Source organism: Methylobacterium brachythecii (genome assembly GCF_014196345.1).
Taxonomy (GTDB): Bacteria; Pseudomonadota; Alphaproteobacteria; order Rhizobiales; family Beijerinckiaceae; genus Methylobacterium; species Methylobacterium brachythecii.
On sequence record NZ_JACIDN010000012.1, the window covers coordinates 57,253 to 82,131 of the forward strand.

General features: G+C 66.1%; 24 protein-coding genes. 12 read left to right on the plus strand and 12 right to left on the minus strand.

Translation table 11 applies throughout. The annotated features are described in order from the left end of the window. Window positions 1-24 precede the first annotated feature (24 nt). Window positions 25-1,626 carry a protein translocase subunit SecD gene (gene secD / locus GGR33_RS24395; protein WP_183513221.1) on the minus strand — a complete coding sequence of 534 codons (1,602 nt, stop codon included), beginning with the start codon at window positions 1,624-1,626 and terminating at the stop codon, window positions 25-27. 67 nt (window positions 1,627-1,693) lie between these two features. After that, on the minus strand, window positions 1,694-2,026 hold the full coding sequence (gene yajC, locus GGR33_RS24400; protein ID WP_183513355.1) for a preprotein translocase subunit YajC: 333 nt from the start codon (window positions 2,024-2,026) through the stop codon (window positions 1,694-1,696). A gap of 377 nt (window positions 2,027-2,403) precedes the next feature. On the opposite strand from yajC, the gene GGR33_RS24405 reads away from it, so the two are divergent. The 5 genes from GGR33_RS24405 to GGR33_RS24425 all read left to right on the plus strand — a co-directional run bounded on the left by GGR33_RS24405 (window position 2,404) and on the right by GGR33_RS24425 (window position 5,245). Beyond that, window positions 2,404-2,616, plus strand: coding sequence for a hypothetical protein (locus GGR33_RS24405; RefSeq protein ID WP_183513226.1), 213 nt, complete (start codon window positions 2,404-2,406; stop codon window positions 2,614-2,616). A 31-nt stretch (window positions 2,617-2,647) separates the two neighbouring features. Further along, a complete protein-coding gene (locus tag GGR33_RS24410) occupies window positions 2,648-3,559 on the plus strand; it encodes a metallophosphoesterase (protein WP_183513230.1) in 912 nt (303 codons plus the stop codon). 107 nt (window positions 3,560-3,666) lie between these two features. Beyond that, a complete protein-coding gene (locus tag GGR33_RS24415) occupies window positions 3,667-4,221 on the plus strand; it encodes a TerB family tellurite resistance protein (protein ID WP_183513235.1) in 555 nt (184 codons plus the stop codon). A gap of 58 nt (window positions 4,222-4,279) precedes the next feature. After that, window positions 4,280-4,738, plus strand: a complete 459-nt coding sequence (locus GGR33_RS24420) for an ABC transporter ATPase (protein WP_306484361.1) — start codon at window positions 4,280-4,282, stop codon at window positions 4,736-4,738. Window positions 4,739-4,948: 210 nt separating this feature from the next. Then, a complete protein-coding gene (locus GGR33_RS24425) occupies window positions 4,949-5,245 on the plus strand; it encodes a hypothetical protein (RefSeq protein WP_183513237.1) in 297 nt (98 codons plus the stop codon). Between the two features lie 91 nt (window positions 5,246-5,336). On the opposite strand, the gene GGR33_RS24430 is transcribed toward GGR33_RS24425, so the two are convergent. From GGR33_RS24430 to GGR33_RS24445, 4 genes are all read right to left on the minus strand, one after another. Beyond that, entirely contained in the window at window positions 5,337-6,869 is a 1,533-nt protein-coding gene (locus tag GGR33_RS24430; protein WP_183513241.1) for an acyl-CoA carboxylase subunit beta, read from the minus strand. 170 nt (window positions 6,870-7,039) lie between these two features. After that, window positions 7,040-7,714, minus strand: a complete 675-nt coding sequence (locus GGR33_RS24435; RefSeq protein ID WP_183513247.1) for a cupin domain-containing protein — start codon at window positions 7,712-7,714, stop codon at window positions 7,040-7,042. A 23-nt stretch (window positions 7,715-7,737) separates the two neighbouring features. After that, on the minus strand, window positions 7,738-8,748 hold the full coding sequence (locus GGR33_RS24440; RefSeq protein ID WP_183513252.1) for a helix-turn-helix domain-containing protein: 1,011 nt from the start codon (window positions 8,746-8,748) through the stop codon (window positions 7,738-7,740). A 114-nt stretch (window positions 8,749-8,862) separates the two neighbouring features. Next, window positions 8,863-9,210, minus strand: a complete 348-nt coding sequence (locus tag GGR33_RS24445) for a hypothetical protein (protein ID WP_183513256.1) — start codon at window positions 9,208-9,210, stop codon at window positions 8,863-8,865. A 96-nt stretch (window positions 9,211-9,306) separates the two neighbouring features. On the opposite strand from GGR33_RS24445, the gene GGR33_RS24450 reads away from it, so the two are divergent. The 3 genes from GGR33_RS24450 (at window position 9,307) to GGR33_RS24460 (ending at window position 12,965) form a co-directional block, all read left to right on the plus strand. Next, on the plus strand, window positions 9,307-10,527 hold the full coding sequence (locus GGR33_RS24450; RefSeq protein WP_183513259.1) for a GNAT family N-acetyltransferase: 1,221 nt from the start codon (window positions 9,307-9,309) through the stop codon (window positions 10,525-10,527). A gap of 166 nt (window positions 10,528-10,693) precedes the next feature. After that, window positions 10,694-11,761 carry a hypothetical protein gene (locus GGR33_RS24455; RefSeq protein ID WP_246413445.1) on the plus strand — a complete coding sequence of 356 codons (1,068 nt, stop codon included), beginning with the start codon at window positions 10,694-10,696 and terminating at the stop codon, window positions 11,759-11,761. Between the two features lie 40 nt (window positions 11,762-11,801). Further along, a complete protein-coding gene (locus GGR33_RS24460) occupies window positions 11,802-12,965 on the plus strand; it encodes a M20 aminoacylase family protein (RefSeq protein ID WP_183513268.1) in 1,164 nt (387 codons plus the stop codon). A 13-nt stretch (window positions 12,966-12,978) separates the two neighbouring features. Here GGR33_RS24460 and GGR33_RS24465 read toward each other — a convergent pair whose 3' ends face one another. Continuing rightward, a complete protein-coding gene (locus GGR33_RS24465) occupies window positions 12,979-13,944 on the minus strand; it encodes a cation diffusion facilitator family transporter (RefSeq protein ID WP_183513269.1) in 966 nt (321 codons plus the stop codon). Between the two features lie 176 nt (window positions 13,945-14,120). Between GGR33_RS24465 and GGR33_RS24470 the strand changes: the two genes are divergently transcribed. After that, window positions 14,121-14,552, plus strand: coding sequence for an HIT family protein (locus GGR33_RS24470; RefSeq protein ID WP_183513274.1), 432 nt, complete (start codon window positions 14,121-14,123; stop codon window positions 14,550-14,552). 9 nt (window positions 14,553-14,561) lie between these two features. Here the strand turns inward: GGR33_RS24470 and GGR33_RS24475 are convergent, their stop codons facing one another. From GGR33_RS24475 to GGR33_RS24490, 4 genes are all read right to left on the minus strand, one after another. After that, window positions 14,562-14,981 (minus strand): PilZ domain-containing protein, encoded by a 420-nt coding sequence (locus GGR33_RS24475; RefSeq protein WP_183513279.1) that lies wholly within the window; start codon window positions 14,979-14,981, stop codon window positions 14,562-14,564. 105 nt (window positions 14,982-15,086) lie between these two features. Next, window positions 15,087-15,314 (minus strand): hypothetical protein, encoded by a 228-nt coding sequence (locus GGR33_RS24480; protein WP_183513283.1) that lies wholly within the window; start codon window positions 15,312-15,314, stop codon window positions 15,087-15,089. A gap of 100 nt (window positions 15,315-15,414) precedes the next feature. Beyond that, window positions 15,415-17,472, minus strand: coding sequence for an NAD(+) synthase (locus GGR33_RS24485; protein ID WP_183513298.1), 2,058 nt, complete (start codon window positions 17,470-17,472; stop codon window positions 15,415-15,417). A gap of 75 nt (window positions 17,473-17,547) precedes the next feature. Further along, window positions 17,548-19,383: a chloride channel protein gene (locus tag GGR33_RS24490; RefSeq protein ID WP_183513304.1), complete on the minus strand. Its 1,836-nt coding sequence runs from the start codon at window positions 19,381-19,383 to the stop codon at window positions 17,548-17,550. Between the two features lie 83 nt (window positions 19,384-19,466). Between GGR33_RS24490 and GGR33_RS24495 the strand changes: the two genes are divergently transcribed. The 3 genes from GGR33_RS24495 to GGR33_RS24505 all read left to right on the plus strand — a co-directional run bounded on the left by GGR33_RS24495 (window position 19,467) and on the right by GGR33_RS24505 (window position 24,049). Then, window positions 19,467-19,901: a MarR family winged helix-turn-helix transcriptional regulator gene (locus GGR33_RS24495; RefSeq protein WP_183513316.1), complete on the plus strand. Its 435-nt coding sequence runs from the start codon at window positions 19,467-19,469 to the stop codon at window positions 19,899-19,901. 116 nt (window positions 19,902-20,017) lie between these two features. Beyond that, the gene (locus tag GGR33_RS24500; protein WP_425488813.1) at window positions 20,018-23,005 is read left to right on the plus strand and encodes a DNA translocase FtsK; all 2,988 of its coding nucleotides are present in this window, start codon (window positions 20,018-20,020) and stop codon (window positions 23,003-23,005) included. Between the two features lie 144 nt (window positions 23,006-23,149). Next, window positions 23,150-24,049: a LolA family protein gene (locus tag GGR33_RS24505; protein WP_183513322.1), complete on the plus strand. Its 900-nt coding sequence runs from the start codon at window positions 23,150-23,152 to the stop codon at window positions 24,047-24,049. Window positions 24,050-24,056: 7 nt separating this feature from the next. Here GGR33_RS24505 and GGR33_RS24510 read toward each other — a convergent pair whose 3' ends face one another. Next, on the minus strand, window positions 24,057-24,785 hold the full coding sequence (locus GGR33_RS24510) for a lysophospholipid acyltransferase family protein (RefSeq protein WP_183513324.1): 729 nt from the start codon (window positions 24,783-24,785) through the stop codon (window positions 24,057-24,059). Window positions 24,786-24,879: the final 94 nt, after the last annotated feature.

Consider the following 24,879-nt stretch of genomic DNA (forward strand, 5'->3'; position numbering starts at 1 on the left):
TTCGCCTCGAAACGGCGTGGACGTCTAGAATGGCAGGGTCTTGGGCTTCGCGTACTTGTACCACAGCGCGATCATCATCCGCGTGAGCGTCACTGCCGTGATCACCGTGGTGAGGATGCCGAGGATGAACACGACCGCGAAGCCCTTCACCGGGCCGGAGCCCATGAAGAACAGGATCAGCGCGGCGATCGCCATCGTGGAGTTCGAGTCGATGATGGTGGCGAAGGCCCGGTCGAAGCCGGCCTGAAGCGCAGAGACCAGCGAGCGCCCGGCCCGCTGCTCCTCGCGCATGCGCTCGTAGATCAGCACGTTCGAATCCACCGCGGTGCCGATAGTGAGCACGATGCCGGCGATGCCGGGCAGCGTCATCGTCGCTTCCAAAACCGACATCAGGCCGAGGATCAGGCCGACGTGGACGGCGAGCGCGATGTTCGCGAAGAAGCCGAAGGTCCCGTAGGTCGCGAACATGAAGATCACGACGAAGATCGCGGCGAACAGCGTGGCGTGCTTGCCAGCCTCGATCGAATCCTTGCCGAGGCCCGGGCCGACGACGCGGCGTTCGACGACGTTCAGCTTCGCCGGCAGCGCACCGGCGCGCAGCAGAACCGACAGGTCGTTCGCGTCCTTGACGCTGAAATTACCGGTGATCTGGCCCGAGCCGCCGGTGATCGCGCTGCGGATGACCGGTGCCGAGACGACCTCGTTGTCGAGCACGATGGCCATGCGGCGGCCGACATTCTCCGCCGTCGCCTGGCCGAATCTCTGAGCGCCCTTGAGGTTGAACTTGAAGCTCACCATTGGCTCGTGCGTCTGCGGGTCGAAGGCCGGCTGCGCGTCCGTCAGATCGCCGCCATCGGCCATGACGCGGCGCTCGACGGGGACTTTGGCACCTTTCTCGTCCTTCGACGGCAGCAGATCGACGTCACCCGACGGGCTGTCCGACAGCATGCGGAACTCGAGCTTGGCCGTCTTGCCGAGCTGATCCTCCAGTTGCTTCGGATCCTGGAGGCCGGGGACCTGCACCAGGATACGGTCGGTTCCCTGCTGCTGGATCGAGGGCTCTTTCGTGCCTCCGAAATCGATACGGCGGCGGATGACCTCGATGCCCTGGCTCACGGCGCGCCGGGTGCGTTCGGTGAGGCCCGCATCCGTGAAGGTGAGCTGGATCGTGCCGTCGGGCTGTTCCGCGACGTCGAGCGTGCCGGTGCCGGCGGCGGCGAGGCTCTGGATCGGCTGCGACAGCTCCCGCAGCTTCGGCATGATCTTGGCGCGTCCAGCCGCATCCGAGATGCGGATCTGCACGCCGCGCTTGAGCGTCTGAATGCCGCCGTCGGCGCGTACGTTCTCATGCTGTAGGGCTCGCCGCACGTCGTCGCGCAGGCCCTTGACCAGTGAGGCCAGCAGATCGTTCTGGTCGACTTCGAGCAGGAGTTGCGAGCCGCCCTGCAGGTCGAGGCCGAGCACGATCGCCCGCTGCGGAATGATCCAGTGCGGGATGAAGCTCGGCAGGGAGGCCATGAAGCCCTTGCGCTGCTCGGGCGAGAAGAAGCTCGGGATGGCGAGGCTCAGCCCCAACAGGATGACGGCGAGCGTCCCGATGATCTTGGACTTCGAAAAGCGCAGCATCCGCCGGTTCCAGCTCTTCTTCTTCTCTGGGAGGCCGGGTCCGAGCCCGGCTCTCGCGGTGCCGCCTTCAGGCCGCTTTGACCGGGGCGCCCTTGACCCGGACCTCGGAGATCATGCTGCGCACGATCTTCACGCGAACGTTCGGGGCGATCTCGACCTCGACCTCGGCCCCGTCGTCGGTGACCTTGGTGACGCGACCGACTAGGCCGCCATTGGTGACGATGGTGTCCTCGCGGCGCAGGTTCTTCATCAGGGACTGGTGGTCCTTGAGCCGGCGCTGCTGAGGCCGCAGGATCAGGAAGTACATGATCACGAAGATCAGCGCGAACGGCACCAGCTGGATCGCGATGTCGCTGCCGCTGGACGCACCGGCGGCTTGCGCGAAGGCGGGGGTGATCAGCACGAAAACTCCTGATGGTACGACGACCCGCGCCGCGGCACGTCCGGGCGATGGGTAGGCTTTGGCCTGTCGAAAAGCGCGCGGACTATAGCCACGGGCGACCCGAAAGCAACGGTGCCTGTTGAGGTTGCGTCATCGTGGCGATGGCGCCGATCGTCGGATGCCGGCGGCCTGCCTCCGCGGCAGGCATGCGCGAATAATAGACGGCGATCCAGTTTTAAGCTCACGTTCAGGGAGCCGGCGAAAAGACTGGTCGTCGGCTCAGGTCCTGCCCAGGTCGAGCCGCATTGGAGCCAACACGTCGTCGCGATCACTGGCGACATCTGCACGCGAAGGCCGGACAACGGCCCGATCACGAGGGACAGGACCCAAGTATTATGTATTCCGATCATCGGAGCCAGGACGATGCATCCCGAGCCGTCGCGCGCGGGTCGGATGAAGGCCGGATTCGCGAGAGCTTCCGTCCCGTAGCGCTACCCGCACTCGCCGCCGCCGTCCACGTCAACCGTGAGGCCGCCGAAGCCGCCCGTGTCCGGCTCGCGGCGCGCCGCACGGCGCGGATCGTCCACGAGGACGAGCCGGTCGTCTGACCGTTCGCCGCACTGGGGCGAGGGTCCGTCCGTGCTGATCCTGCCGAGCCGGCGTCAGGTGCTCACCGGGCTTGGCGCGAGCACCCTCGCCGCCGGTGCGACGGGCACCTACGCCTTTGCCGTCGAGCCGCGCTTCCGGCTCGACGTCACGCGATATGCGCCCAAGCTCGCGGGCTGGACGCCGGGATTGATCCTGCGGATCGCGGCCATCGCCGACGTTCACGTCTGCGAGCCCTGGATGCCGCTCGACCGGGTCGCCGAAATCGTCGACGCGACGAACGCGCTCAAGCCCGACCTGATCCTCCTGCTCGGCGACTATCCAGCCGGCAGACGGGTGACCTGGAAGCCCGTCGCCCTCTCCGAGTTCGCCCGCGTCGCCGAGGGCCTCAGCGCCCCGCTCGGCGTCCACGCCATCCTCGGCAACCACGATTGGTGGGAAGACGAGGCGGCGCTCGATGCCCGGAAGGGGCCGGTCGAGGCGCGCCGGGTGCTGGAGGCGCGCGGCATCCCGGTGATGGAGAACGATGCCGTCCGCCTTGTGAAGGACGGCAGGCCGTTCTGGCTCGCCGGACTGGCCGACCAGCAGCCGTTCTGGATTCGGCGCGACCGTCGCAGCCTCGCCGACATCCCCGGCACGCTCGCCAAGCTCACCGATGATGCCCCGGCGATCCTGATGGCGCACGAGCCGGAGATTTTTCCCAAGATCCCCGACCGCTTCGCCCTGACGCTGGCCGGCCACACCCATGGCGGTCAGGTCCGCATCTTCGGCCACTCCCCGTTCGTCGCCGGCTACCACGACCCGCGCTACGTCTATGGGCACATCGTCGAGGGTCGGCGCCAGCTGATCGTTTCCGGTGGTCTCGGCGTGAGCAACGTCGCCGTGCGCTTCGGCGTGCCGCCTGAGATCGTGCTCGTCGAGCTCGGGACCACGGATCAGGCCTGACACAACCTGTGCGGACGGGCACGGCGCTTGATCGGCACTCGCTGCAATGGTTCATCCCGATGGGCACCGCGCGGCTTCGGCGGTGCTGCGAATCGGGGAGCCGATCGATGCCTGCCCTCATCCTCGCCGCTGCCGTGCTCGGCGGCGCCTTGTTCTGGATCCTCCGCGCCCACGGCACCGTGCGTCAGCTACGGGAAGTCGATCAAGACACGAAGGGACTGCAGCGCCGGGCCAAATCCGTCCTCGAAGACATCATCGGCACGCCGCTCGGCCGCGTGCGCGACGTGCGCCTCGCCGCAACGATCCTCATGATCCAGCTCGTGCGCACCGGAAGCCCGGTCACCGCCGCCGAGAAGACGCAGATCCTGGAGCTGATGGAAGATCCGCTTCAGGTCGAGAACGTCTCGGCGATGTTCGAACGGGCGTGGGGCTACACGCAGGCGCGCCGCCCCTTCTCCCTCGTCGCGGACGAGCTGCTGCCGCTCCTGCGAGAATCCCTGACGGAGGCCGAACGCCAGCAATTCGTCACCATGCTGACCAGGGTCGCTGCCGCGCATTCGAGCCCGAGCGACCTGCAACGCGAGGCCGTCGCCCGGCTCAAGCGCCGGCTCCTGTCCGGCAAGCCCGAACTGAAGGTCAGCCGCTCCGGCGATTTCGGCTGACGCCCGGCGGCGCGACGCCGCGCTCGTCACCGACCGTGCTGCGCCCTAGACTTGCGGGATGATCCTGTACCGCCTCCTCCCGATCCTCGCCGTCGTCACCGCCTTGTCGCAGCCGGCGCTGGCCGATTCCTGCGGCGACCTCGCCATCAAAGTTGGGGTCGAGACCGGGGCCGCGATCGGCGAGCGCATCGAGGATTTCGTGCGCTTCGCGGCTGGGGCGGACATGACTCTCTCGCTGTCCTGCGGCGGCAGCTACCCCTCCTCGGTCGGAGCCCAGTTTCGCGGCGAGACGCCGCCGGCCGAGTATTACGCTCTCTTCGGCAAGGCCGGCCACGCGGTGACCGGCATCGCGGCCGATATGCTGAGCGATGCCGCCCGCAAGGCGCAGGCCGAGGCCCAGACCCGACGGCACAGCAAGGTGCCGGCCGGCGGAGTCCAGGTCACCTGCTCCTTCACGAAATCGGACAAGGGCACGCTGACCATGTGCGCCGCGATCGAGCAGGCCGACCGGAGCTGAGCTGGTACCCGCACTGCGAGGCGAAACGGAAGCAGTCCAGGGTCGATGCGCCGATGGTGCGGGTGCGGCACCGGATCGTTTCCCTGAAGTTCGCGACGACGGCGAGCGCCGTTTGATTGATTTTCGAGAGTTTCGTTCGGCCCGAACGCTGTCCGAGGCGTCCCGATCGCCTATGGTGATCTTTGCGGATGCACCGGGACAACGCCTGACATGTTGAAAAAGCTTACTCTTATCTTATTCTTTGTTTTTGGTGCGCCGAGTATCGCCGAAGCGCGGCTGACCGTCACCGACAAGCTCAGCGCCTACCGCCACGCGAGCAGCGCGGATCGGATCGACCTCGCCACGCGGCTCGGCAAGTCGTTCTCCGCCCTCTCGCCGGGTCTCACCCGTGACTACTTCATCAAGTGCCTGGAGGAGACCGTGAACATCGGCGACCCCCGCGACCTCGAACTCGACGAGGCCGTCAGGCTCTGTGTCGCGGCTCAGCGGGGCGCGGGGGAGGAGTAGGTGTCGTCTGTCATCCCGGGTTCGCCGTCGGCGCCCCCAGGATGACACCGGAGGGTTTCGTCACCCTCCGATGCCAAGCGTCGAAAAAAACCTACAGCGGAATGTTGTCGTGCTTCTTCCACGGCTGCTCCATCTCCTTGGAGCGGAGCATCCCGAGGGCGCGGGCGATGCGCTTGCGGGTCGAGTGCGGCATGATCACCTCGTCGATGTAGCCGCGCTCGGCGGCGACGAACGGCGAGAGGAAGTGCGTCTCGTACTCTGAGGTGCGCTCGGCGATCTTGTCCTTGTCGCCCATCTCGGCCCGGTAGATGATCTCGACCGCGCCCTTGGCGCCCATCACGGCGATCTGAGCGGTCGGCCACGCGTAGTTGAGATCCGCGCCGACATGCTTCGAGGCCATGACGTCGTAGGCGCCGCCGAAGGCCTTGCGGGTGATGATGGTGACAAGCGGCACCGTCGCCTGGCTGTAGGCGAAGAGCAGCTTGGCGCCGTGCTTGATCAGACCGCCATATTCCTGCGCGGTGCCCGGAAGAAAGCCCGGTACGTCCACGAAGGTGACGATCGGGATCGAGAAGGCGTTGCAGAAGCGCACGAACCGCGCCGCCTTACGCGAGGCGTCGGAATCGAGAACGCCGGCGAGCACCAGCGGCTGGTTGGCGACGAAGCCGACCGTCCGGCCCTCGATCCGGCCGAAGCCCGTGATGATGTTGCGCGCGTAGGTCGCCTGGATCTCGAAGAAATCCTCCTCGTCGACGACGCGGCGGATCAGCTCACCCATGTCGTAGGGCTTGTTCGGGTTGTCCGGGATCAGGGTGTCGAGACCCTTGTCGAGCCGGTTGACGTCGTCGAAGCTGTCGAGCTCCGGCACGCCGTCGATGTTGTTCGCGGGCAGGAAGTCGAGCAGGCGGCGAATCTGCAGCAGCGCCTCGACGTCGTTCTCGAACGAGCCGTCGGCGATCGAAGACTTGGTGGTGTGGACCTTGGCGCCGCCGAGCTCTTCAGCAGTCACCACCTCGTTGGTCACGGTCTTCACCACGTCCGGGCCGGTGACGAACATGTAGCTCGTGTCGCGCACCATGAAGATGAAGTCGGTCATGGCCGGGGAGTAGACGTCTCCGCCCGCGCACGGCCCCATGATGACGGAGATCTGCGGTATCACGCCCGAGGCCGCGACGTTGCGCCGGAACACCTCGCCATAGCCACCGAGCGCCGCGACGCCCTCCTGGATGCGCGCGCCGCCGGCATCGAAGATGCCGATGATCGGGGCGCGCATCTTCAGGGCCATGTCCTGGACCTTGATGATCTTCTGCGCGTGCGTCTCCGAGAGCGAGCCGCCGAACACCGTAAAGTCTTTCGAGAACAGGAAGACCGTGCGGCCATTCACGGTGCCCCAGCCGGTGATGACGCCGTCACCGGGGATCTTCTGCTTCTCCATGCCGAAATCGGTGGAGCGGTGCTGCACGAACATGTCGAACTCTTCGAACGACCCGTGGTCGAGCAGGAGTTCGATCCGTTCGCGCGCCGTGAGTTTTCCGCGATTATGCTGAGCATCGATGCGCTTGGTGCCACCGCCGAGACGGGCGGCGTCGCGCCGCTCCTCGAGTTTTTCGAGAATGTCCTTCATGGTGTCGGTGTGCCCGCTTGTATTCAAAATGCGATTGGTACGAACGGCCTAGCCCCGAAAAGGGCTTGGCCGTTCGCTGGCTGATCGCCCTTAGCATGCAGGTTCGCGGGCGGGAACGGGTCCGACCACCGTCGCGTATCAGGCTCGGATTGTCCCGATTGCAGGCTCGGTCACATCATCGTGGCGGCCAGGTTCGTCCATGACGGCGTGCGGCTGGTGCCCGTGCGGCGCGAGGTCCGAAGGCCGAACAGCCTGCCGGCAAGCGCGTCGATCATGAACTCGACTCCGCAGGCGGTCATCTGGGCGCGATGCTCGAGCGACAGGCTCTCGAACTGCCGGGCAAGGTCCCGGAAATAGGCTGCGATGACCGTACTGCCGCGCTCCTCGTCGAGGACGACGTTCGTGTAGTGCGACCCGGCGCCCAGCACGGCATCGCAGCGCTGCCTGGGGATCTGGAGACAGAAGAGCTGATGCTCGTCGTCGGTGAAATCCGCTTCGTAGGGCACCGCCGAATCGTAGATCGCGAGGGAGCCGGGATGGAGCGTCCGCTCACGGCCGCTCTGCCGCACCGTCACGCTGCCTCGCAGCAGGATCATCGCGAACAGGCGATCAGCATTGTCCGCGATGAGGGGCGGTGTGCGGGCATGGTGCTGTGCGACGCTCTCGATCGCCGAGATATCGATCTCGCCGAAGCGCGCATAGGCAATGTTTCCGGCGGGCTTGCGTCCGCTCTTGAAGGTGATGTCGAGGCCGAAATAATTGTCTTTGATCGTTTGATGCCATGCGGATGTGCGGTCCGCCGGCGACACCAGGTTATCGAGATCGATCAGCGGACTTATTGTCATCGTTCAAGCCCCCCGGCTCCGATCTAGAGACTGCGCGAAAAGGACGATCTCGCCTCGGCCGACGGCGCGACTCGTTCCGGGAGACCTGCCATCGGCGCGGCGGCCCGGCATTCCGTCGGCGTGCGGCCGAAATGCTCCTTGAAGCGGCGGGAGAAATGGGCCTGGTCGACGAAGCCGCAGGTATAGGCAATGGTGCCGACGGTGAGTGAGCCGTGCGTAGGATCCGCGAGCATCGCGCTCGCGCGTAACAATCGCCGCTCCCACATCCAGTCGATCAGCGAAACGCCCTCGTCGAGCGCGATCTGGTGAAGCCGGCGAACCGAAACGTTGGCCGCACTCGCGATCTGCCGCATGCCGAGCCCGGGCTCGCCGAGATTCTCGTCGATGTAGGAGCGCGCCCGGTACAGCGCCGTGGCTCCGCCCGATTGGCGGGGATGCTCCAGTCCCATCGTCTCCGAAAAGCCTGCAGCGATGAGATCGATCGCGATCGAGGCCATGCGCGTCGCGCTTGCCGGTTCCAATTCGGAGCCGTGTTCGGCCAGGGATCGGAGGAAGGCCGAGAGGACGTGGAAGCTCGCCTGCGTGTTCTCGATGCGCAGGCCGGCCGCCTGAGGCGCCGATCCCAACACCGCTTCGAGCTTCTTACGCGGAATGAAGACGTCGATGACGTTCAGCGTGCCGACGTGGCGGGTGTAATAGGGCTGCGTGATGTCGATCAGGACGATCCCGCCTGTACCGGATCGCTGTCGCCCGCAATGCTCGATGTTGAAGGTGCTACCGGACTCGAGAAGGACGATGAAGTCGTTGGAATCGCCGGATTTGATGTGCGGCTTCTTCCGCTCCAAGGTCTGGCTGACGCTCTGGAAATTGCCGATCTTAAGACTGCCGACTTCACAGAGATCGATCGAAGCGCGGAAGTCGTTCGCCTCGTAGTCTCTGAGCTCGAACGCCCCGATCAGCTGGCCGCAGGTCGTTTGCCAGTAGTCGAGCCGCTGCCGCTCGGGCACGCATTCGGTTGTCAAACGGTTGGTCATGGATTGCCCTCGGCGACGAGTGCAAAGATGATGGGTGCGATGCCGATCTCGCCAGCCTGTCTTTGCGGGCAAGGTCGAGCACGAGAACTTCAACAGTTCTAGGAAATCTCGACATTAATTTTTGTTTATTGTTTTGCGTTTTTCAAGCTTGGCCAATTCGATCATGACCATTTCGAGCAGGACGCGGAGTCTGAACGTCGTTTCGTCGCTTCGATCTTGCAGAGTCTTCTGTAGCGCTGCCTCGAGACTCACGATCAGCGCGTGCTCGCTCTCCGCGAAGGACGGATCCACGCCAGGGGCTGACGCGCTGCGTTGCGAGGGCGACGGCTCGGTGTTCATGCGTCGCGATGTTCTGCCTATCGCGACACTGAGCCAATGACTGAGAATGCCGCGGCCTTTGTCTGAAAGAGAAGGATCGATCTCCCGGCACACCGGCTTCGGGTCAGAGACGGTCGAACGCATCGGCTGGACGCGCCGCGAGGACAAGTGCCGTGGCCGTGACGACAGGGCGCGTGTGCCCTGCTTGCCCCCTCCCCCCGCCCGTCTACATTGCCCGCAATGGAGACTTTCCCCCGTACCCAGGATGACGCGTCGGCAGCCGAGCTGCAGGTGCGTGCGGTGCCGGGCCTCGCGCGGATCTCGGCCGCCGATTGGGATCGCTGCGCCACCTCGCCGGAGACACTCTCGGGCGGTGACGAGACCTTCAACCCCTTCGTCTCACATGCCTTCTTGTCGGCGCTGGAAGAATCCGGCTGTGTCTCGCGCAAGACGGGCTGGCTGCCGCTGCATGTCACCGTCGAGCGCGACGGTCGGCTGATCGGCGCGGCGCCTTGCTATCTGAAATCGCACAGCCAAGGCGAGTACGTGTTCGACCATGGCTGGGCGGATGCTTTCGAGCGGGCCGGCGGAGCCTATTATCCCAAGCTCCAGGTCAGCGTGCCGTTCACGCCGGTGTCCGGACCTCGCTTCCTGATCGCGCCGGGGGAGAACCCAGATGCGGCGGCCTCCGCCGTCGTCGCGGGCCTTCGGGCTCTGCGGGCCGAGACAGAGGCCTCCTCGATCCACGTGACCTTCATGCAAGAGCGCGAATGGGAGCAGGCCGGGGCGCTCGGCCTGCTCCAGCGCATTGACCAGCAATTCCACTGGGAAAACCGCGACTACACCGATTTCGACGGCTTTCTTGCTGATCTCGCCTCACGCAAGCGCAAGGCGATCAAGCGCGAGCGCCGCGAGGCGCTGGCCTCCGGCATCACCATCGAGGCCATCACCGGTGACGCGATCACCGAGGGGCACTGGGACGCGTTCTTCGAATTCTATACCGATACCGGCGCCCGCAAATGGGGCCGGCCCTATCTGAACCGCAAGTTCTTCCGGCTGATCGGCGAGCGTATGAGCGAGCGCATCCTGCTGGTGATGGCCCGGCGGGAGGGGCGGTTGATCGCGGGCGCGATCAACTTCATTGGCGACGTCGCGCTGTACGGGCGCAACTGGGGCTGTATCGAGGATCACCCCTTCCTGCATTTCGAGGTCTGCTACTACCAGGCGATCGAGTTCGCGCTGTCGCGCGGCCTGAAGCGCGTCGAGGCCGGCGCGCAGGGCGAGCACAAGCTCGCCCGCGGCTATCGGCCGGTGGCGATGCACTCGGCTCACGACATCGCCGACCCGAACCTGCGCCGCGCGGTCGCCGACTATCTCGAGCGTGAGCGCGGTTATGTACGCGCGGCGATCGACGAATACGAGACGATGACGCCGTTCCGGTGCAGGGATGGCGCGGCGTAAAGATGCTCTCGCCAAATGCAACAAGCTGCCGCGCCCTGAGAGCCATCGGCACCACTGCTGCGACACCGACATGTCGGGATGAGGCGATGGGCTCGCGCCGGCTTCCTCCCGAGGGCGGCCTTCGTTATTCCGTCGGGGGCGCCTGTCGCGGCCTTGCCTTAGCCCGTTGCTGGAGACCTTTGCCGCTGTGAAGTTTGCGCTGGACGTCGACGATGGAAACGCCATCACCGGCTGGGTCGCTCCGGACAATCAGCTCGCGGTGAGCCGGGTGCGGGTCACGGTCGAGGGACGACCCGTGCTGGAAGTCTCTGCCACCGAGATCGACCCCGGTATCCGCGCAAATGGTTGGCATGCCACGGGGCAGTGCAGGTTCATCATCAACGAGGGCAATCTGCCGGGCATTTCGGAAATCCGGGATCTCGAGATCCATGATGCTGACACCAACGTGCTCATTCATCGACGATCATCAAGGTCGGATTTCTGTGAAAAGAAATTGATCTTTATAAATGCGAGTATCAAGCAAGAATCTTCTCTTCTAGAGAGTTTGTACCCCCATTTCGAATCGAGTTATTTTAATATAAATAAGCTTTCGGAAGAAATCTTGTCCAATATGCTTGGAAATCCGTACTCCAAGTCGCGTCTGTTCGCGGGGCCGATTTTGATACCGCGCTACGAAGGCGAGTACGATTTCGGTAATGTCCTATCTGCGCTCCTTGTAGAAGATCCGTTCGTGGAGATGGCAAGGCGGATGCTTTGGTTGCGCGCCCGGACGGCTTTGGCCGAGGACGACGCGCAAAGTTGGCGCTTGGGAGACCTCATCGAGGCCGTGAGATTCGCAGCCGATTTCGATTACGATGACATCAAGAGTCTCAAGCGCTTCTTTCGGATGTTGCCCGAAGAGGCCTATCGACTGCTCTTCAACCCGCTGACGCGCGTGCTGGCCACCCGGCTGCCCGACGACCGGATTTTCCCGGCGAATTCGATCATCGCGGTCGAGGTGCTGTCCCGCTTCGGGATCGTCGGCCATCGCAACCACTACGATGCCTTCGCGGCGACCGTGTTCGATCAACTGGGAATCGTCGCTCAACCGCCGTCTTCGCCGCCGATCCCGACGGAGATCCTCGCGTTCGCCGAACGCCTCCGTGGCATCAAGGCTGCCGTCGACTTCCTCGTGTTCGACGAAGTCATCAGCCGATCGGTGCAGGAAGCCGTCGCACGGAACTGGACCGGATGACGCCTGGTCACGCACTCCTCGAACGAGAGGCCTACCGACCATGAGCCCCATCGACCGCATCACGAGCTACGCGGACGAATTGACCGCGATCCGCCGCGATCTCCATGCCCACCCCGAACTCGGCTTCGAGGAGGTCCGCACCTCCGGCATCGTCGCCGATCACCTCGAAAAACTCGGCATCGAGGTGCATCGCGGGCTCGGAAAGACTGGCGTGGTCGGTCTGCTGCGCGGGCGGCCGGGCAAGCGGCGCATCGGATTGCGCGCCGACATGGACGCGTTGCCGATCGAGGAGGAGACCAACCTCCCCTACCGCTCGACCATCCCCAGTACGATGCATGCCTGCGGCCATGACGGGCACACCACCATGCTGCTCGGCGCGGCGCGCTACCTGGCCGAGACACGAGATTTCGATGGCACCGCAGTCTTCGTGTTCCAGCCGGCCGAGGAGGGTCTCGGCGGCGCCCGCGCCATGATCGCCGATGGTCTCTTCGAGAAATTCCCGGTCGACGAGATCTTCGCGATCCACAACAATCCCAACGGACCACACGGGAAGATCCTGGTACGGCCCGGACCAGCCATGGCGGCGGCGGATTTCTTCGACATCAGAATCACTGGCCGCGGGGCGCATGCGGCCAGGCCGCAGGAAGGAATCGACCCGATCCTGGTGGCGACGGCGATCCCGCAGGCCATGCAGTCCATCGTCAGCCGCAACGCCGATCCATTGAAGGCGGCGGTGGTCTCGATCACCCAGATCCATGCCGGTGCGGCCTACAACGTGATCCCCGAGGGCGCCCATCTCGCCGGGACGGTGCGCACCTTCGATGCCGCTCTGCGGGAACTCGTGTCGACGCGCATCCGTGAGATCGCCGGGGGCATCGGCGAGGCCTATGGGGCGCGAGTTGAGGTCGAAATCCGCGACGTCTTTTCCGTCCTCGAGAACAGCCCGGATCATGCGATGGCGGTGGCCGAGATCGCCACCGAGCTGTTCGGAGCAGATCGCGTCGATGCGCAATCCAAGCCGCATATGGGCAGCGAGGATTTCGCGGACATGCTGCATGCGGTGCCGGGTGCCTACGCCTGGCTCGGAGCGACGCCGGGACCCGGCCTGCACAATGCCGGCTACGATTTCGACGACACGCTGCTGCCGCTGGGCGCCGCCTATCTGGCGCGAATGGTGGAGCGGCGCAGCGCCGTCGCGGCTTGAACCGACGGAGCGCTCAGGTCGCGATCGTCTGCACGGACGCAGCGCCCTGCCCTTTCGCCTGGATCTCGATGAAGACCCGTTTCACCTCGTGGTTCATCGCCTTGAGGCGGCCATCAAGGCGCCCGACGAGCCGCTCGATCTCCCCGCCAGGAAGTGCGTCGTCGATGTCGAGGCTGACATTCACGAGAATGTCGGAGGGGCCGAGATGCTGGGTCAGCACCTCGTTGACATGGCGCACCGCCGGCTCTCCGCGCACGGCTTCATGGATCGCGTCGACGACGTCCGGATCGGCCGCCTCGCCGATCAGCAGGCCGTGTGTCTCGATCATCAGGAACAGCGCCATGCCGACCAGGACGAGCCCGATTGCCACCGAGGACCACCCGTCGAGCGCGGGCCAGTCGAGGAGTTGCGCCGCCACGACTCCAGCCATGGCGATCGCCAGGCCGATCAGAGCGGCGACGTCCTCGACGAGAATCGTGAACAGGGCCGGATCCTTGCTCCGCCGAATGGCCGAGAGCGTCGATCGCCCCGCCTTCTCGGCTTGAAACGAGCGGAGCGCGACGAAGCAGGAATAGCCCTCCGCAGCGATGGAGAATCCGAGGATCGCTACGTTGATCCAGAAGCCGGAAACCGCATGGCCGAAGATCGTCGCGTCGGCCGGCGGCTCGGGGTGCTGGATCTTGTGGGCGCCTTCGTAGATCGCGAACAGGCCGCCGCCGAGGAAGATGAACAGCGCGACGATGAAGGCGTAGAAGTAGACTTCTCGTCCGTAGCCGAAGGGGTGTCGGGCATCGGCCGGCTTCTGGGCGCGCTTCAAGCCGACGAGCAGCAGCAACTGATTGGTGGTGTCGACGACGGAGTGCGCGCCCTCCGCCAGCATGGCCGACGAACCGGTGAGATACGCGCCGACGAACTTGGCGACGGCGATCGCGAGATTCGCGCCTGCCGCTGTGTAGATCGCACCCGTACTCTCGGCCAATGACCTGCTCCCGCTGCGCCATGCCGGCGCAAGCGTGACCGGAGGCTTCGAGGCCTCACCAAGGCAATGCTTCGCGCGACGAGTCCAGCGTTCGTTCCGGCATCGGCCGGTGGACGCTGGCGGCCGCCCTGTGCAACGTGCCGGCCAACCCCGTCAGGACCGAGGAGTGGCCCCCGATGAGCATCGCCTACGACCCCGACAACATCTTCGCGAAGATCCTGCGCGGCGAGATTCCGGCCCACAAGGTCTACGAGGACGAGGACACGCTCGCCTTCATGGATGTGATGCCACAGGCCGAGGGGCACACCCTGGTAATCCCGAAGACACCCTCACGGGGGTTCCTCGATGCCGAGCCGGAGGTGCTGGCCAAGCTCGTCAAGGTGGCGCAGCGCGTCGGCCGGGCGGTGAAGACGGCGTTCGATGCCGATGGCCTGACGCTGTTCCAATACAACGAGCCCGCCGGCGGCCAGACGGTGTTTCACCTTCATATGCACATCGTGCCGCGCCGCGAGGGCGTGCCGCTCAAACGGCACGAGGGTGGCATGGCGGACAAGGACGTGCTTGCGGCGCACGCGGATCGGATCCGTGCGGCGCTCGGGCAGGCGTGAGGCGTCGCGTCAGGCGGCGCTGCTTGTCGGGGAGCGGCCGAGACTGGTGATGGCGGTGCGGAGCGCGGCATTTTCGGCTTCGAGCTCTGCGATGCGGCGGATCAGAATGCTCATCGCGGAATCGGACGCGGCGGGCGCCTCCACCGGCTTCTCCTGAACCGGGGCAGCTTTCGCTATGGCATCGTCGAAGGTGACGCCGACGCCGCTATCGCGCCGCCAGCGCATGGTCGACCGGAAGGTCTGATCCTTGTTCTGGATGTAGAGGTCGAACACCTCCGGCAGAGGCGAGGTCTCGCTCAACTCCAGGCGCGCACCGGTCGCCGACAGGTCGCGGACCAGGCAGTCCATGCTCGACGCGCCGCCATTGTAGACGATGCGTCCCCTCAGAAATGTCCGCATGCGGACGTTCTGGCGTTGATCCATCGACATCTCGGTCCCCGAGCCACGACCCCGAAATCGACGTTGCATGGAAGGACTTAAAAAAAGCTCGCCGATTTTCTCGAAAGATGAGGGTGTTCCTGCTCGTGCACTGCGTCAGTGAGTGGGCCGGTCGAAGGCCTGAAACAGGTAGAAGCCGTTGAATCGGACCGAGGTGGCGGCTGCTCTGCCGTCGAAACCGGGCGTGGCCGTCGAGCTCTCTTCGACCTTGCCGCCGAAGCTCCAGCGGTTGCCGCTGACGAAGCGTGGAACCGCATGGCTCTCGGGCACCGCGCAATACAGCCCCTCGCCGCTCTTCAAGCGGAATAGGTTGTAGCTTCGCATCGGATCGTCCTCTGCCGCGCCACCCTGCGCAAAGCGCAATAGCGGCACAATCGGTCAGGTTTGTGTCCGGATGCTTTCGCCGGGAGGTTGCAGAGGTGCCCTAATCAGCGGGAATGTTGCGCTCCCACTCCTCGAGCCACGCACGGGAGCTGGCGTCCGACGGTGCGCGCCAGTCTCCGCGCGGGGAGAGAGCGCCCCCGGCAGACACCTTCGGGCCGTTCGGCAAGGCCGAGCGTTTGAACTGGCTGAACCGGAAGAACCGGTCGAGGAAGACACCGAGCCAGCGCCGGATCTCCGGCAAGCCGTAGGCGATGCGCTTGGCCTCCGGCAGGTCCTGCGGCCAGGAGCCGGCGGCTCGGTCCCCCCAAGCATGCAGGGCCAGGAAGGCGATCTTCGAGGGGCGCAAGCCGTGGCGCAGCGTGTAGAAGAGGTTGAAGTCCTGCAGCGCGTAGGGGCCGATCGTGCTTTCCGTGCTCTGCGGCCCCTCCCCTGCGGCGGCAGGCACCAATTCGGGCGAGATCTCGGTGTCGAGCACCGCCGCGATCGTGCGGTTCTCGGTCTCGCCGAACTGGCCGGACGCGATCACCCAGCGGATCAGATGCTGGATCAGGGTCTTGGGCACGCCGGCATTGACGCCGTAATGGCTCATCTGGTCGCCGACGCCGTAGGTGCTCCAGCCGAGCGCCAGCTCGGAGAGATCGCCGGTGCCGAGCACGATCCCGCCATGCTGGTTGGCGAGTCGGAACAGGTAATCGGTGCGCAGACCCGCCTGAACGTTCTCGAAGGTCACGTCGTAGACAGGCTCACCGCGGCCGTAGGGGTGGCCCATGTCTTCCAGCATCCGTCTGGCGGAGGGGCGGATGTCGATCTCGTTCGCGGTGACCCCAAGCGAGGCCATCAGCGCGTGGGCGTTTGCCTTGGTCTCGTCGGATGTCGCAAAGCCGGGCAGCGTGTAGGCGAGGATGCCGGTGCGCGGATAGCCGAGCCGATCGAAGGCCTTGGCCGCGACGATCAGGGCATGCGTCGAATCGAGGCCGCCCGAGATGCCGATGACGAGCGTCCTGGTTTTTGTCGCCTGCAGCCGCTGTGCGAGGCCGGCGACCTGAATGTTGTAGGCCTCGTAGCAATCCTGCGCGAGGCGAGCGGGATCGGACGGCACGAAGGGGAAACGCTCGACCTTGCGCCTCAGGCCAAGATCGCCCGTCGGCAGGTCCAACCGAAAACCGATCTGCCGGTAGGGCTGCCCGAGTTCCCGCGCGTTGTCGTCGAAGCTGCCCGACGAGAGCCGCTCCTGTGCGATCAGGTCGAGGTCGATATCGGCGAACGTCGCCACCGGGTCCGGTGAGAAACGGGCCCCCTCAGCGAGGCGAACGCCGTTCTCGTCGATGCTGGTCTGGCCGTCCCAGGAGAGGTCGGTGGTGGATTCGCCCTGCCCCGCGGCGGCGTAGAGATAGGCGCAGAGCCCGCGCATCGAGGCGGCGCGGCTGAGAAGTGCCCGCGATTCCGCCCGCCCGATGGTGATCGGGCTGCCCGAGAGGTTGGCGAGGACGGTGGCGCCCGCGAGCGCCGCGTCCATCCCAGGCGTCGAAGGCACCCAGAGATCCTCGCAGACCTCGATGCCGAGCACGAAGCCGGAGAGATCGTCGGCAGCGAAGAGGAGGTCCGTCCCGAAGGGTGCGTCGATGCCGGCGACGGGGACGGTTTCGCCGACGATCCCGGCTCCGAGAGCAAAATGCCGCTTCTCATAAAACTCGCGGTAGTTCGGCAGGTAACTCTTCGGCACGACACCGAGCAGGCGCCCGCCTTGGATCGCCAGAGCGCAGTTATAGAGACGGTGGCGCCAGCGCAGCGGCGCGCCGACGACAAGGACCGGACGCATGGCGCGCGAGGCTTCGATCACGTGCGCGATCGCGGTCTCGACCGCGTCGAGCAGCGTCTCCTGCAGCAGGAGGTCGTCGATCGCGTAGGATGACAAGCAGAGCTCGGGGAAGACCGCGAGCACGGCGCCGTCCTCGTGGCAGCGACGTGCGAGGTCCAGCACGGCTTCCGCGTTGGCAGCGGGATCGCCTGGATGGCTGTGCACGGTGCAGGCCGCGACGCGCGCGAAGCCGTGGCGGTAGAGCGAGCGAAAATCGCCTGGATCGTGTGCCTGCGCCACCGGACCGTTCGTTGCTCCGTGAAGGACCCGACCGGCATCTCCATGCAGCTCGGGTCTTGGAGTTTACGCGCAAAATCAGCTTTCTGCAGCCTGCGGCCGCGCGCGACCCCTCAGCGAAATCCGCCGGGTGAAGAAGACGCGCCGCTCGTCCTCGGAGCGGATCACCTCGGCACGCACCTTCAGGAGATCGCGGCGCGTCACGATTCCGACGAGGCGCCCGGTGCCGGTCTCGGTCACTGCTATACAGCCCCGGTGATGCCCGAGCATCAGGTCGACGGCATGCGCCACGACGTCACCCGGATGGACTACCGTGGCCGTACAATCCGCCAAACGCTCCTCGAGGCGTTCGGTCTTCGGGCCGGGCGTCATCTTCCAGTGCAAGGCGTCTTTGCCGGAAACGACGGCGACCGGGCGGCCATCGGCATCGACGACCGGATAGGTGCGGTGCTCGCCGCGTTCGACCGCGGCGATGGCCTCCGGGACGGTCATGTCGGCGGACAGGGTCTCGACGGTGCTCACCATGACGTCGCGCACGCGCGTCAGCTGGTACGGGTCGATGGCGTATTCGCGGGTGATGTGCTGGCCGCGGCGCGCGATCTTTTCCGTGAGGATCGAGCGCTTGAGCAGCAGCACCGTCACCGCGTAGGCGGTCGCCGTCGCGGCGAGCAGCGCCGGCAAGGTGTGCAGGTCGCCGGTGATCTCGGCCGCGAACAGCGCGCCGGTGAGCGGTGCACGCATGGTGCCGCCGAGCATGGCGGCCATGCCGAGCAGCGCCCAGAAACCCGGATCACCCGGCAGCACGCAGCCGACCAGCCATCCCATCGCGCCGCCGAGGATCAGGAGCGGCGCCAGCACGCCACCCGAAGTGCCCGAGGAGAGCGCCAGCAGCCAGATCGCGGCCTTGACGAGGAGGATCATGAGGACGGCCTGGACGAGCAGGTGACCCGCCAACAGATCGCCGATCACGTCGTAGCCGACGCCGAGTGCCCGCGGCTCGACCAAGCCTCCGAGCCCAACGCAGACGCCTCCGAGCGCCGGCCACCACATCCAGTGGATCGGCAGGCGCTCGAAACAGTCCTCGAGCGTGTAGAGGCATTTGGTCAGCAGTGCCGATTGCAGTCCGGCGAGCAGACCGATCCCGGCGCAGGCCACCAGTCCCCACCACGGCAGAGCCGGCGCGCCCGAGAAAGCGAAGAGCGGACCAGCCTCGAAGACCAGCGGCCGCAACGCGGTGGCGGTGAGGACGGCGGTCGCAACGGGCAGGAAGCTGCGCGGCCGCCATTCGAAGAGCAGCAATTCGATCGCCAGCAGCACGGCGGCGAGAGGCGTCCCGAAGATCGCCGTCATGCCCGCGGCGGCGCCTGCGACGAGCAAGGTTTTCCGCTCGGCCGAGCTCAAGTGGAAGAACTGGGCGAAGAGCGAGCCGATGGCACCGCCCGTCATGATGATCGGGCCCTCGGCGCCGAAGGGGCCGCCGGTTCCGATCGAGATGGCCGAAGAGAGGGGTTTGAGGATCGCCACCTTCGGCGACATCCGGCTCTGGCCGATCAGGATCGCCTCGATCGCTTCCGGAATGCCATGGCCGCGGATCTTTTCCGAGCCGAACCGCGCCATCAGCCCGATGACCAGGCCGCCGAGCGCCGGAATCGCGACCATCCACGGCGTACGGGCGGCGTTTGCGAGTGAGATCGGCGTCCCGTCGAACCGGCCGAACCACGTCAGTTGCGTGACGAGCGCGATCAGCTTCACCAGCGCCCAGGCCGCGAACGTGCCGGCGACACCGATCACCAGGGCCATCGCGACGAGGACCAGGACGCGCGGGCCCGCCGTGAAATCGCCGAGCGGCCGAGGGGTATGTCGCGGCGCCTTCGTCGGCTCCACGGGGGCACCTTTTCCTGTTTCGATCAGCATCGACCTCTCCGACTTCATGGACGTCTATATATCGTAATACGATATAATAGCTCCTCCTCGTGCAACATGGTATGGATGCGGCCATGACATCCGTGCACCCGGACGAGCCCGGCCTGTCCTCCGAGCAATATGCGGCGATCGCAGATTTCAGGTTCCAGCTCAGGCGTTTCCTCGCCTTCAGCGAAAGCGCGGCGATGCAGGCTGGACTGCCGCCACAGCAACATCAGGCTTTGCTGGCGATTGCCGGCCATCGCGGCGAGGAGCGCCCGAGCGTCGGAGTGCTGGCGCGACAGCTTCTGATCGCCCCGAATACGGCGGCCGAACTGGTGCATCGGATGGAGCAGGGCGGTCTTCTGACCAAGACGGCCTCCGTCGACGATCGCCGCCGAACCGAACTGGGGCTGACGCCGAAGGCCGAGGCGATTCTGCGCCGGCTGACGGTGGCGCATCTCGAGGAATTGCGTGTCCTCGAGCCGGCCTTGGTGCGCGCGCTGGGCGGGATCGACCGCGCAGAGTGACCGTTCGGGACGGCCGGAAAGGCCTCCATTCAAGCGTTCGTTAACGACGCTCCGCCTAACTGGTGGAGAACCGCTCCAGCGGGAGTCGGACCTTGTATCGAGTCATTTCACAGATCATGCGCGCAACGGGACGGCCTCCCCATTCCCATCGTGATCCTTCGCGTCCCGGTCGTGGCGGAGACCGCCTCGACCTCTCGATCGGCGCCATCACCCAGCGCTTGATGAAGATCCGCTCCAACGTCGCGCGCCGCCTTTACGGGCCGCCGCAGCGTTCGGCCCAGCCGGTGGCACGGCCCGCGCCCGAAGCACCGATGAGCTGGCTGACCTCGCCGCAGGCGATGCTCGCCGCAGACCCGTCCGAGTCCTCGTCGGCGTGGTCGCCGTCGGCTGCCGCGCAGGAGCCCTATTTCGACATGGCCTACGAGAGCCGCATCGACGAGGACGCCTCGCGTGACGGCGTCCTCGTGCGCACGCCGCGTCGTCCGGACGCCATCGTGCCACAGGGCATGCCGGTCCAGACCCAGGACCCGAGCGTCCGCTTCACCCGCACGCCGGACCCCGTCCTGCAGGAGCGCCGTCTGCGTGCGATCGAGGCAGAGCGCGAGGCGCAACGGCAGGCTCAGGCCCTGGCCGAGGCTCACGCCGCCGCCCTCGCAGCTGCCGAAGTTGCGCGCGAGGCTGCCGAGGCGGAGGCGCGCCGCGCGGAGGAACTCGCTGCCGAGCAGGCGGAGGACGCCGCGCGCGCCGGCGCCGACGCCGTTCCATCTTGGCGCCGCCCCTTCGTGCCGCCGCCGGGCGTGCGCTTCTTCCGCACTCCCGACCGGCCCCGCCAGGCCGCCAAGCCCGCGCCGATGGCCGAGATGCCGGACGCCGAATGGTCCGACGTGCCGGACTGGTCGGACCTGCAGGGCTGGTTCGGAGCCGCCGAGCCGTCCTCCACCGAACTCTGGTACGCGGATAGTCCGCAGCCGCAGGCTGTGCATCCGTTGCCGGCGGCGCCGGCCTACATGCTCGACCATCTCGTCCGGTTCGAACGGATGCCGATGCCGCTTCCGGCCAACGTGCCCGTTGAAGAGATCAAGCGGCCGGCTCCCGCGAAGCCTTCGCTGAGCCTCCTGCCCGGCGGTCGCTCGGCCATCGTTGCGCCGGTTGCTCCGCCCGCGCTTTCGGCCATGGCCGCCCGCGCCGCAATCCGTCCGGCGGTCAAGGCCGGCCCGGTTGCTCAGCCCCCCTCCCCTCTTCCGTCGATGCAGGACGAGCCTGCTCCGGCGCCCCGTCGGCTGCCGATGCCGGCGCGTCCGGTCCTGCTGCGCACGCCGAAGACCGCCACGCCCGAGATCGAAGAGATCGAGATCGGTCTGGCCGAGCCGGAGCCCGCTCCCGAGCCTGTCGCCGAACAGCCCGCCCCCGTCTCGACGCCCCGCGCGATCATGCCGGAGCGGCAGCTCCTGGTGCCCGCCAATCGTCACGTGCCGATGTCCTTCGTCGGCAACGCCGACTACGAGCTGCCCGCCCTCGAACTGCTCGCCGAGCCGATGCTGTCGGACAGCGAGGAGGTCGATGCCGACGAGCTCGAGCAGAACGCGCTCAACCTCCAGCAGACCGTCCAGGATTTCGGCGTGCGCGGCGATATCCTCGCCGTCCGCCCCGGCCCGGTGGTCACGCTCTATGAGCTGGAGCCTGCTCCCGGCACCAAGTCGAGCCGCGTGATCGGCCTCTCGGACGACATCGCCCGCTCGATGTCCGCCGTCTCGGCTCGCGTCGCTGTAGTTCCCGGCCGCAACGTCATCGGAATCGAGCTGCCAAACCAGGTGCGCGAGACCGTGTACCTGCGCGAGCTGCTCGCCTCGGAAGACTTCGTCCACACCAAGCACAAGCTGGCGCTCTGCCTCGGCAAGAACATCGGCGGCGAGCCGATCATCGCCGACCTCGCCCGCATGCCGCACCTGCTCGTCGCCGGCACCACCGGCTCGGGCAAGTCGGTCGCCATCAACACCATGATCCTGAGCCTGCTCTATCGGTTGAAGCCGGAAGAGTGCCGCCTCATCATGGTCGACCCCAAGATGCTCGAACTGTCCGTCTATGACGGCATCCCGCACCTGCTCTCGCCCGTCGTCATCGACCCAAAGAAGGCCGTCATCGCTCTGAAATGGGCGGTGCGCGAGATGGAAGAGCGCTACAAGAAGATGTCCAAGGTCGGTGTGCGCAACATCGACGGTTACAACGGCCGGATGAAGGAGGCCCGCGAGAAGGGCGAGACCATCACGCGGACGATCCAGACGGGTTTCAACCGCGAGACCGGCGAGGCGGTGTTCGTCGAGGAGGCGATGGACCTCTCGGCGCTCCCCTACATCGTGATCGTGGTCGACGAGATGGCCGACCTGATGATGGTGGCCGGCAAGGACATCGAGGGCGCGATCCAGCGTCTCGCCCAGATGGCCCGTGCCGCCGGCATCCACCTGATCATGGCCACGCAACGCCCCTCGGTCGACGTGATCACCGGCACGATCAAGGCGAACTTCCCGACCCGGATCTCCTTCCAGGTCACCTCGAAGATCGACAGCCGCACGATCCTCGGCGAGATGGGCGCGGAGCAGCTTCTCGGCCAGGGCGACATGCTGTTCATGGCAGGCGGCGGCCGCACCACCCGCGTGCACGGCCCGTTCTGCTCGGACTTGGAAGTCGAGAGTGTGGTGGACCACCTGAAGCTGCAGGGCCGTCCGTCCTACCTCGACGCGGTCACGGCGGATGACGGCACGTCCGAGCCGGAAAAACCCGCCAAAGGCTCGCGCTCGAAGGCCGACAAGGACGAGGACGCGGAAGAGGCCGACGCGCCCGTCTTCGACGTCGGCGCCTTCGTCGCCGCACAGGGGGGGGACGCTTCGGACCTCTACGAGCAGGCGATCGCCGTGGTGCTGCGGGACAAGAAGGCCTCGACCTCCTACATCCAGCGCCGCCTGCAGATCGGCTACAACCGCGCCGCCTCGATCATGGAGCGGATGGAGATCGAGGGCATCGTCGGCCAGGCCAACCATGCCGGCAAGCGCGAGATCCTGGTCGATGGCGTGCCGATGCCGTCCTCCGGCTACGACGACGACGAATGAGGCCGCAACTTCGCCACAGGCGCGGGCTCTAACCAAGGACGTTCCGGTGCTTCGCGCCTCGGGACGTTCGGGGGGACCGATACGGGTTCCGAACTGAAGTCCTTCTCGCCGAATCCGTCGGCAAGTCTCGGAGACCGCAACACGATGACTGGCCGCCGCACCCGCCTCGCCGCCGGTCCGCTATTGCTCCTGGCTTTCGCGCTGCAGCCGCAGCCGGCTTCGGCGCAGCTGTCCAACTTCATCGACGGCCTCCTCGGAAACAAGGAGGAGAAGGCGCCCGCCGCTCCCGAGGCCGAGCCGCCCCAGGCCCCGGCCGCCAAGAAAGCGGCGCCGAAGCCCGCCCAGGGCAAGGCCGCGAGCACCGACAAGCCGGCTGCCAAGCCCAACGCCAAGCCGGCGGAGTCGCAGGTCGCCGCCGCTGGATCGCCGGGTGCCGGCGCTTCCATGCAGCATGCCGAGCCCGAAGCCGTGGTTCAGCGCGCCAACGCCTATTTCAACAGCTTCCAGACGCTCACGGGCGGTTTCCTGCAGATCGGCCCCGACGGTCGCAAGATCGGTGGCCGGCTCTCGCTGGCCAAGCCCGGCCGCCTGCGCTTCGAATACGATCAGCCGTCGCCGCTGGAAGTCGTCGCCGACGGCACCTCTGTGGCCGTGCGCGACCGCAAGCTGAACACGCAGGACCTCTACTTCATCTCGCAGACGCCGCTGAAATTCCTGATCCGTGAGAAGATCGACCTCGCCCGCGATCTCAACGTGACCGAGGTCGGCAATGATCCGGGCGGCATCCGCGTCTCGCTGGAGGACCGCTCGACGCTCGGGGGCACCTCGAAGATCCAGCTCTATTTCGACGCCGAGATGAAGACGCTGTCCCAATGGCGGATCACCGACCCACAGGGCTACCTCACCACGGTGCAGCTCTCGAACCTGCAGAAGGGCAAGGCGGTCGATCCGATCCTGTTCTTCATCGACTACGGTCGCGCCGAGGACAAGGCCGCCCTCGAGCAGCTGAAGCAGCAGCGCAATCAGGCGAACGCGCAGGAATAGGCTGTTTTCAGCCGGCCTGCAGAACGGGCTCGCGCCAGCGATCGAGCTCCGTATCGATCGCTTCCTGCGTGCCCCGCATGAACTCGGCGCCGCTCAGTCCCGGCGCGAGTGCGCTGAGGTAGCTCACCACCACGGTTCCAGGGCGATGGCGTGAACCGCCATGTGGCCAGTAGAGACCGGAATTCACCGCGACCGGCAGCACCGGCAGTCCGAGCTTGGTATAGAGCAGTTCCACGCCGCGCTTGAACTGCACCGGCTCGTCGATCGCCCCGCGTGTGCCCTCTGGGAACATCAGGATCGATCGCCCCTGCTCGACCGCCGCGCGGCTCTCGTCGATCATGATCCGCAGGGCCTGCGTGCCGTTGGCCCGGTCGATGATGATCATCGGCGAGCGTTTCAGAAACCAGCCCACGATCGGGATCGCCACGAGTTCGCGCTTCGCCACGATCGCGACGTTCGGGACGAGGGTCAGGAAGGCCAGCGTCTCCCAGGCCGATTGATGGTTGGCGACGATCAGGCACGGCTCGGCCGGGATGCGTTCGCGGCCTTCCTCGACATAGGTCAGGCCGACGATGTGACGCAGGCCGAACAGGATCCCTCGCGACCAAAGCCGGGTGAAGGCGCGGATCGGCTTCGCCGGAGAGCCGAGCGCGGCCAGGACGACGAGCGGAAAAGCGAACAATCCCGTCCAGCCGGCCCAGTACAGGTTGAAGATCACGGATCGAGTGCGTGACACGCAGGGTCCTTGGCCGAGAGCTCGCAGGCGGTCGTGGAGAGGTGTTCTCCGGCGGCATTTCACCGGCGACGGACGATCCAAACCGATCTATCGG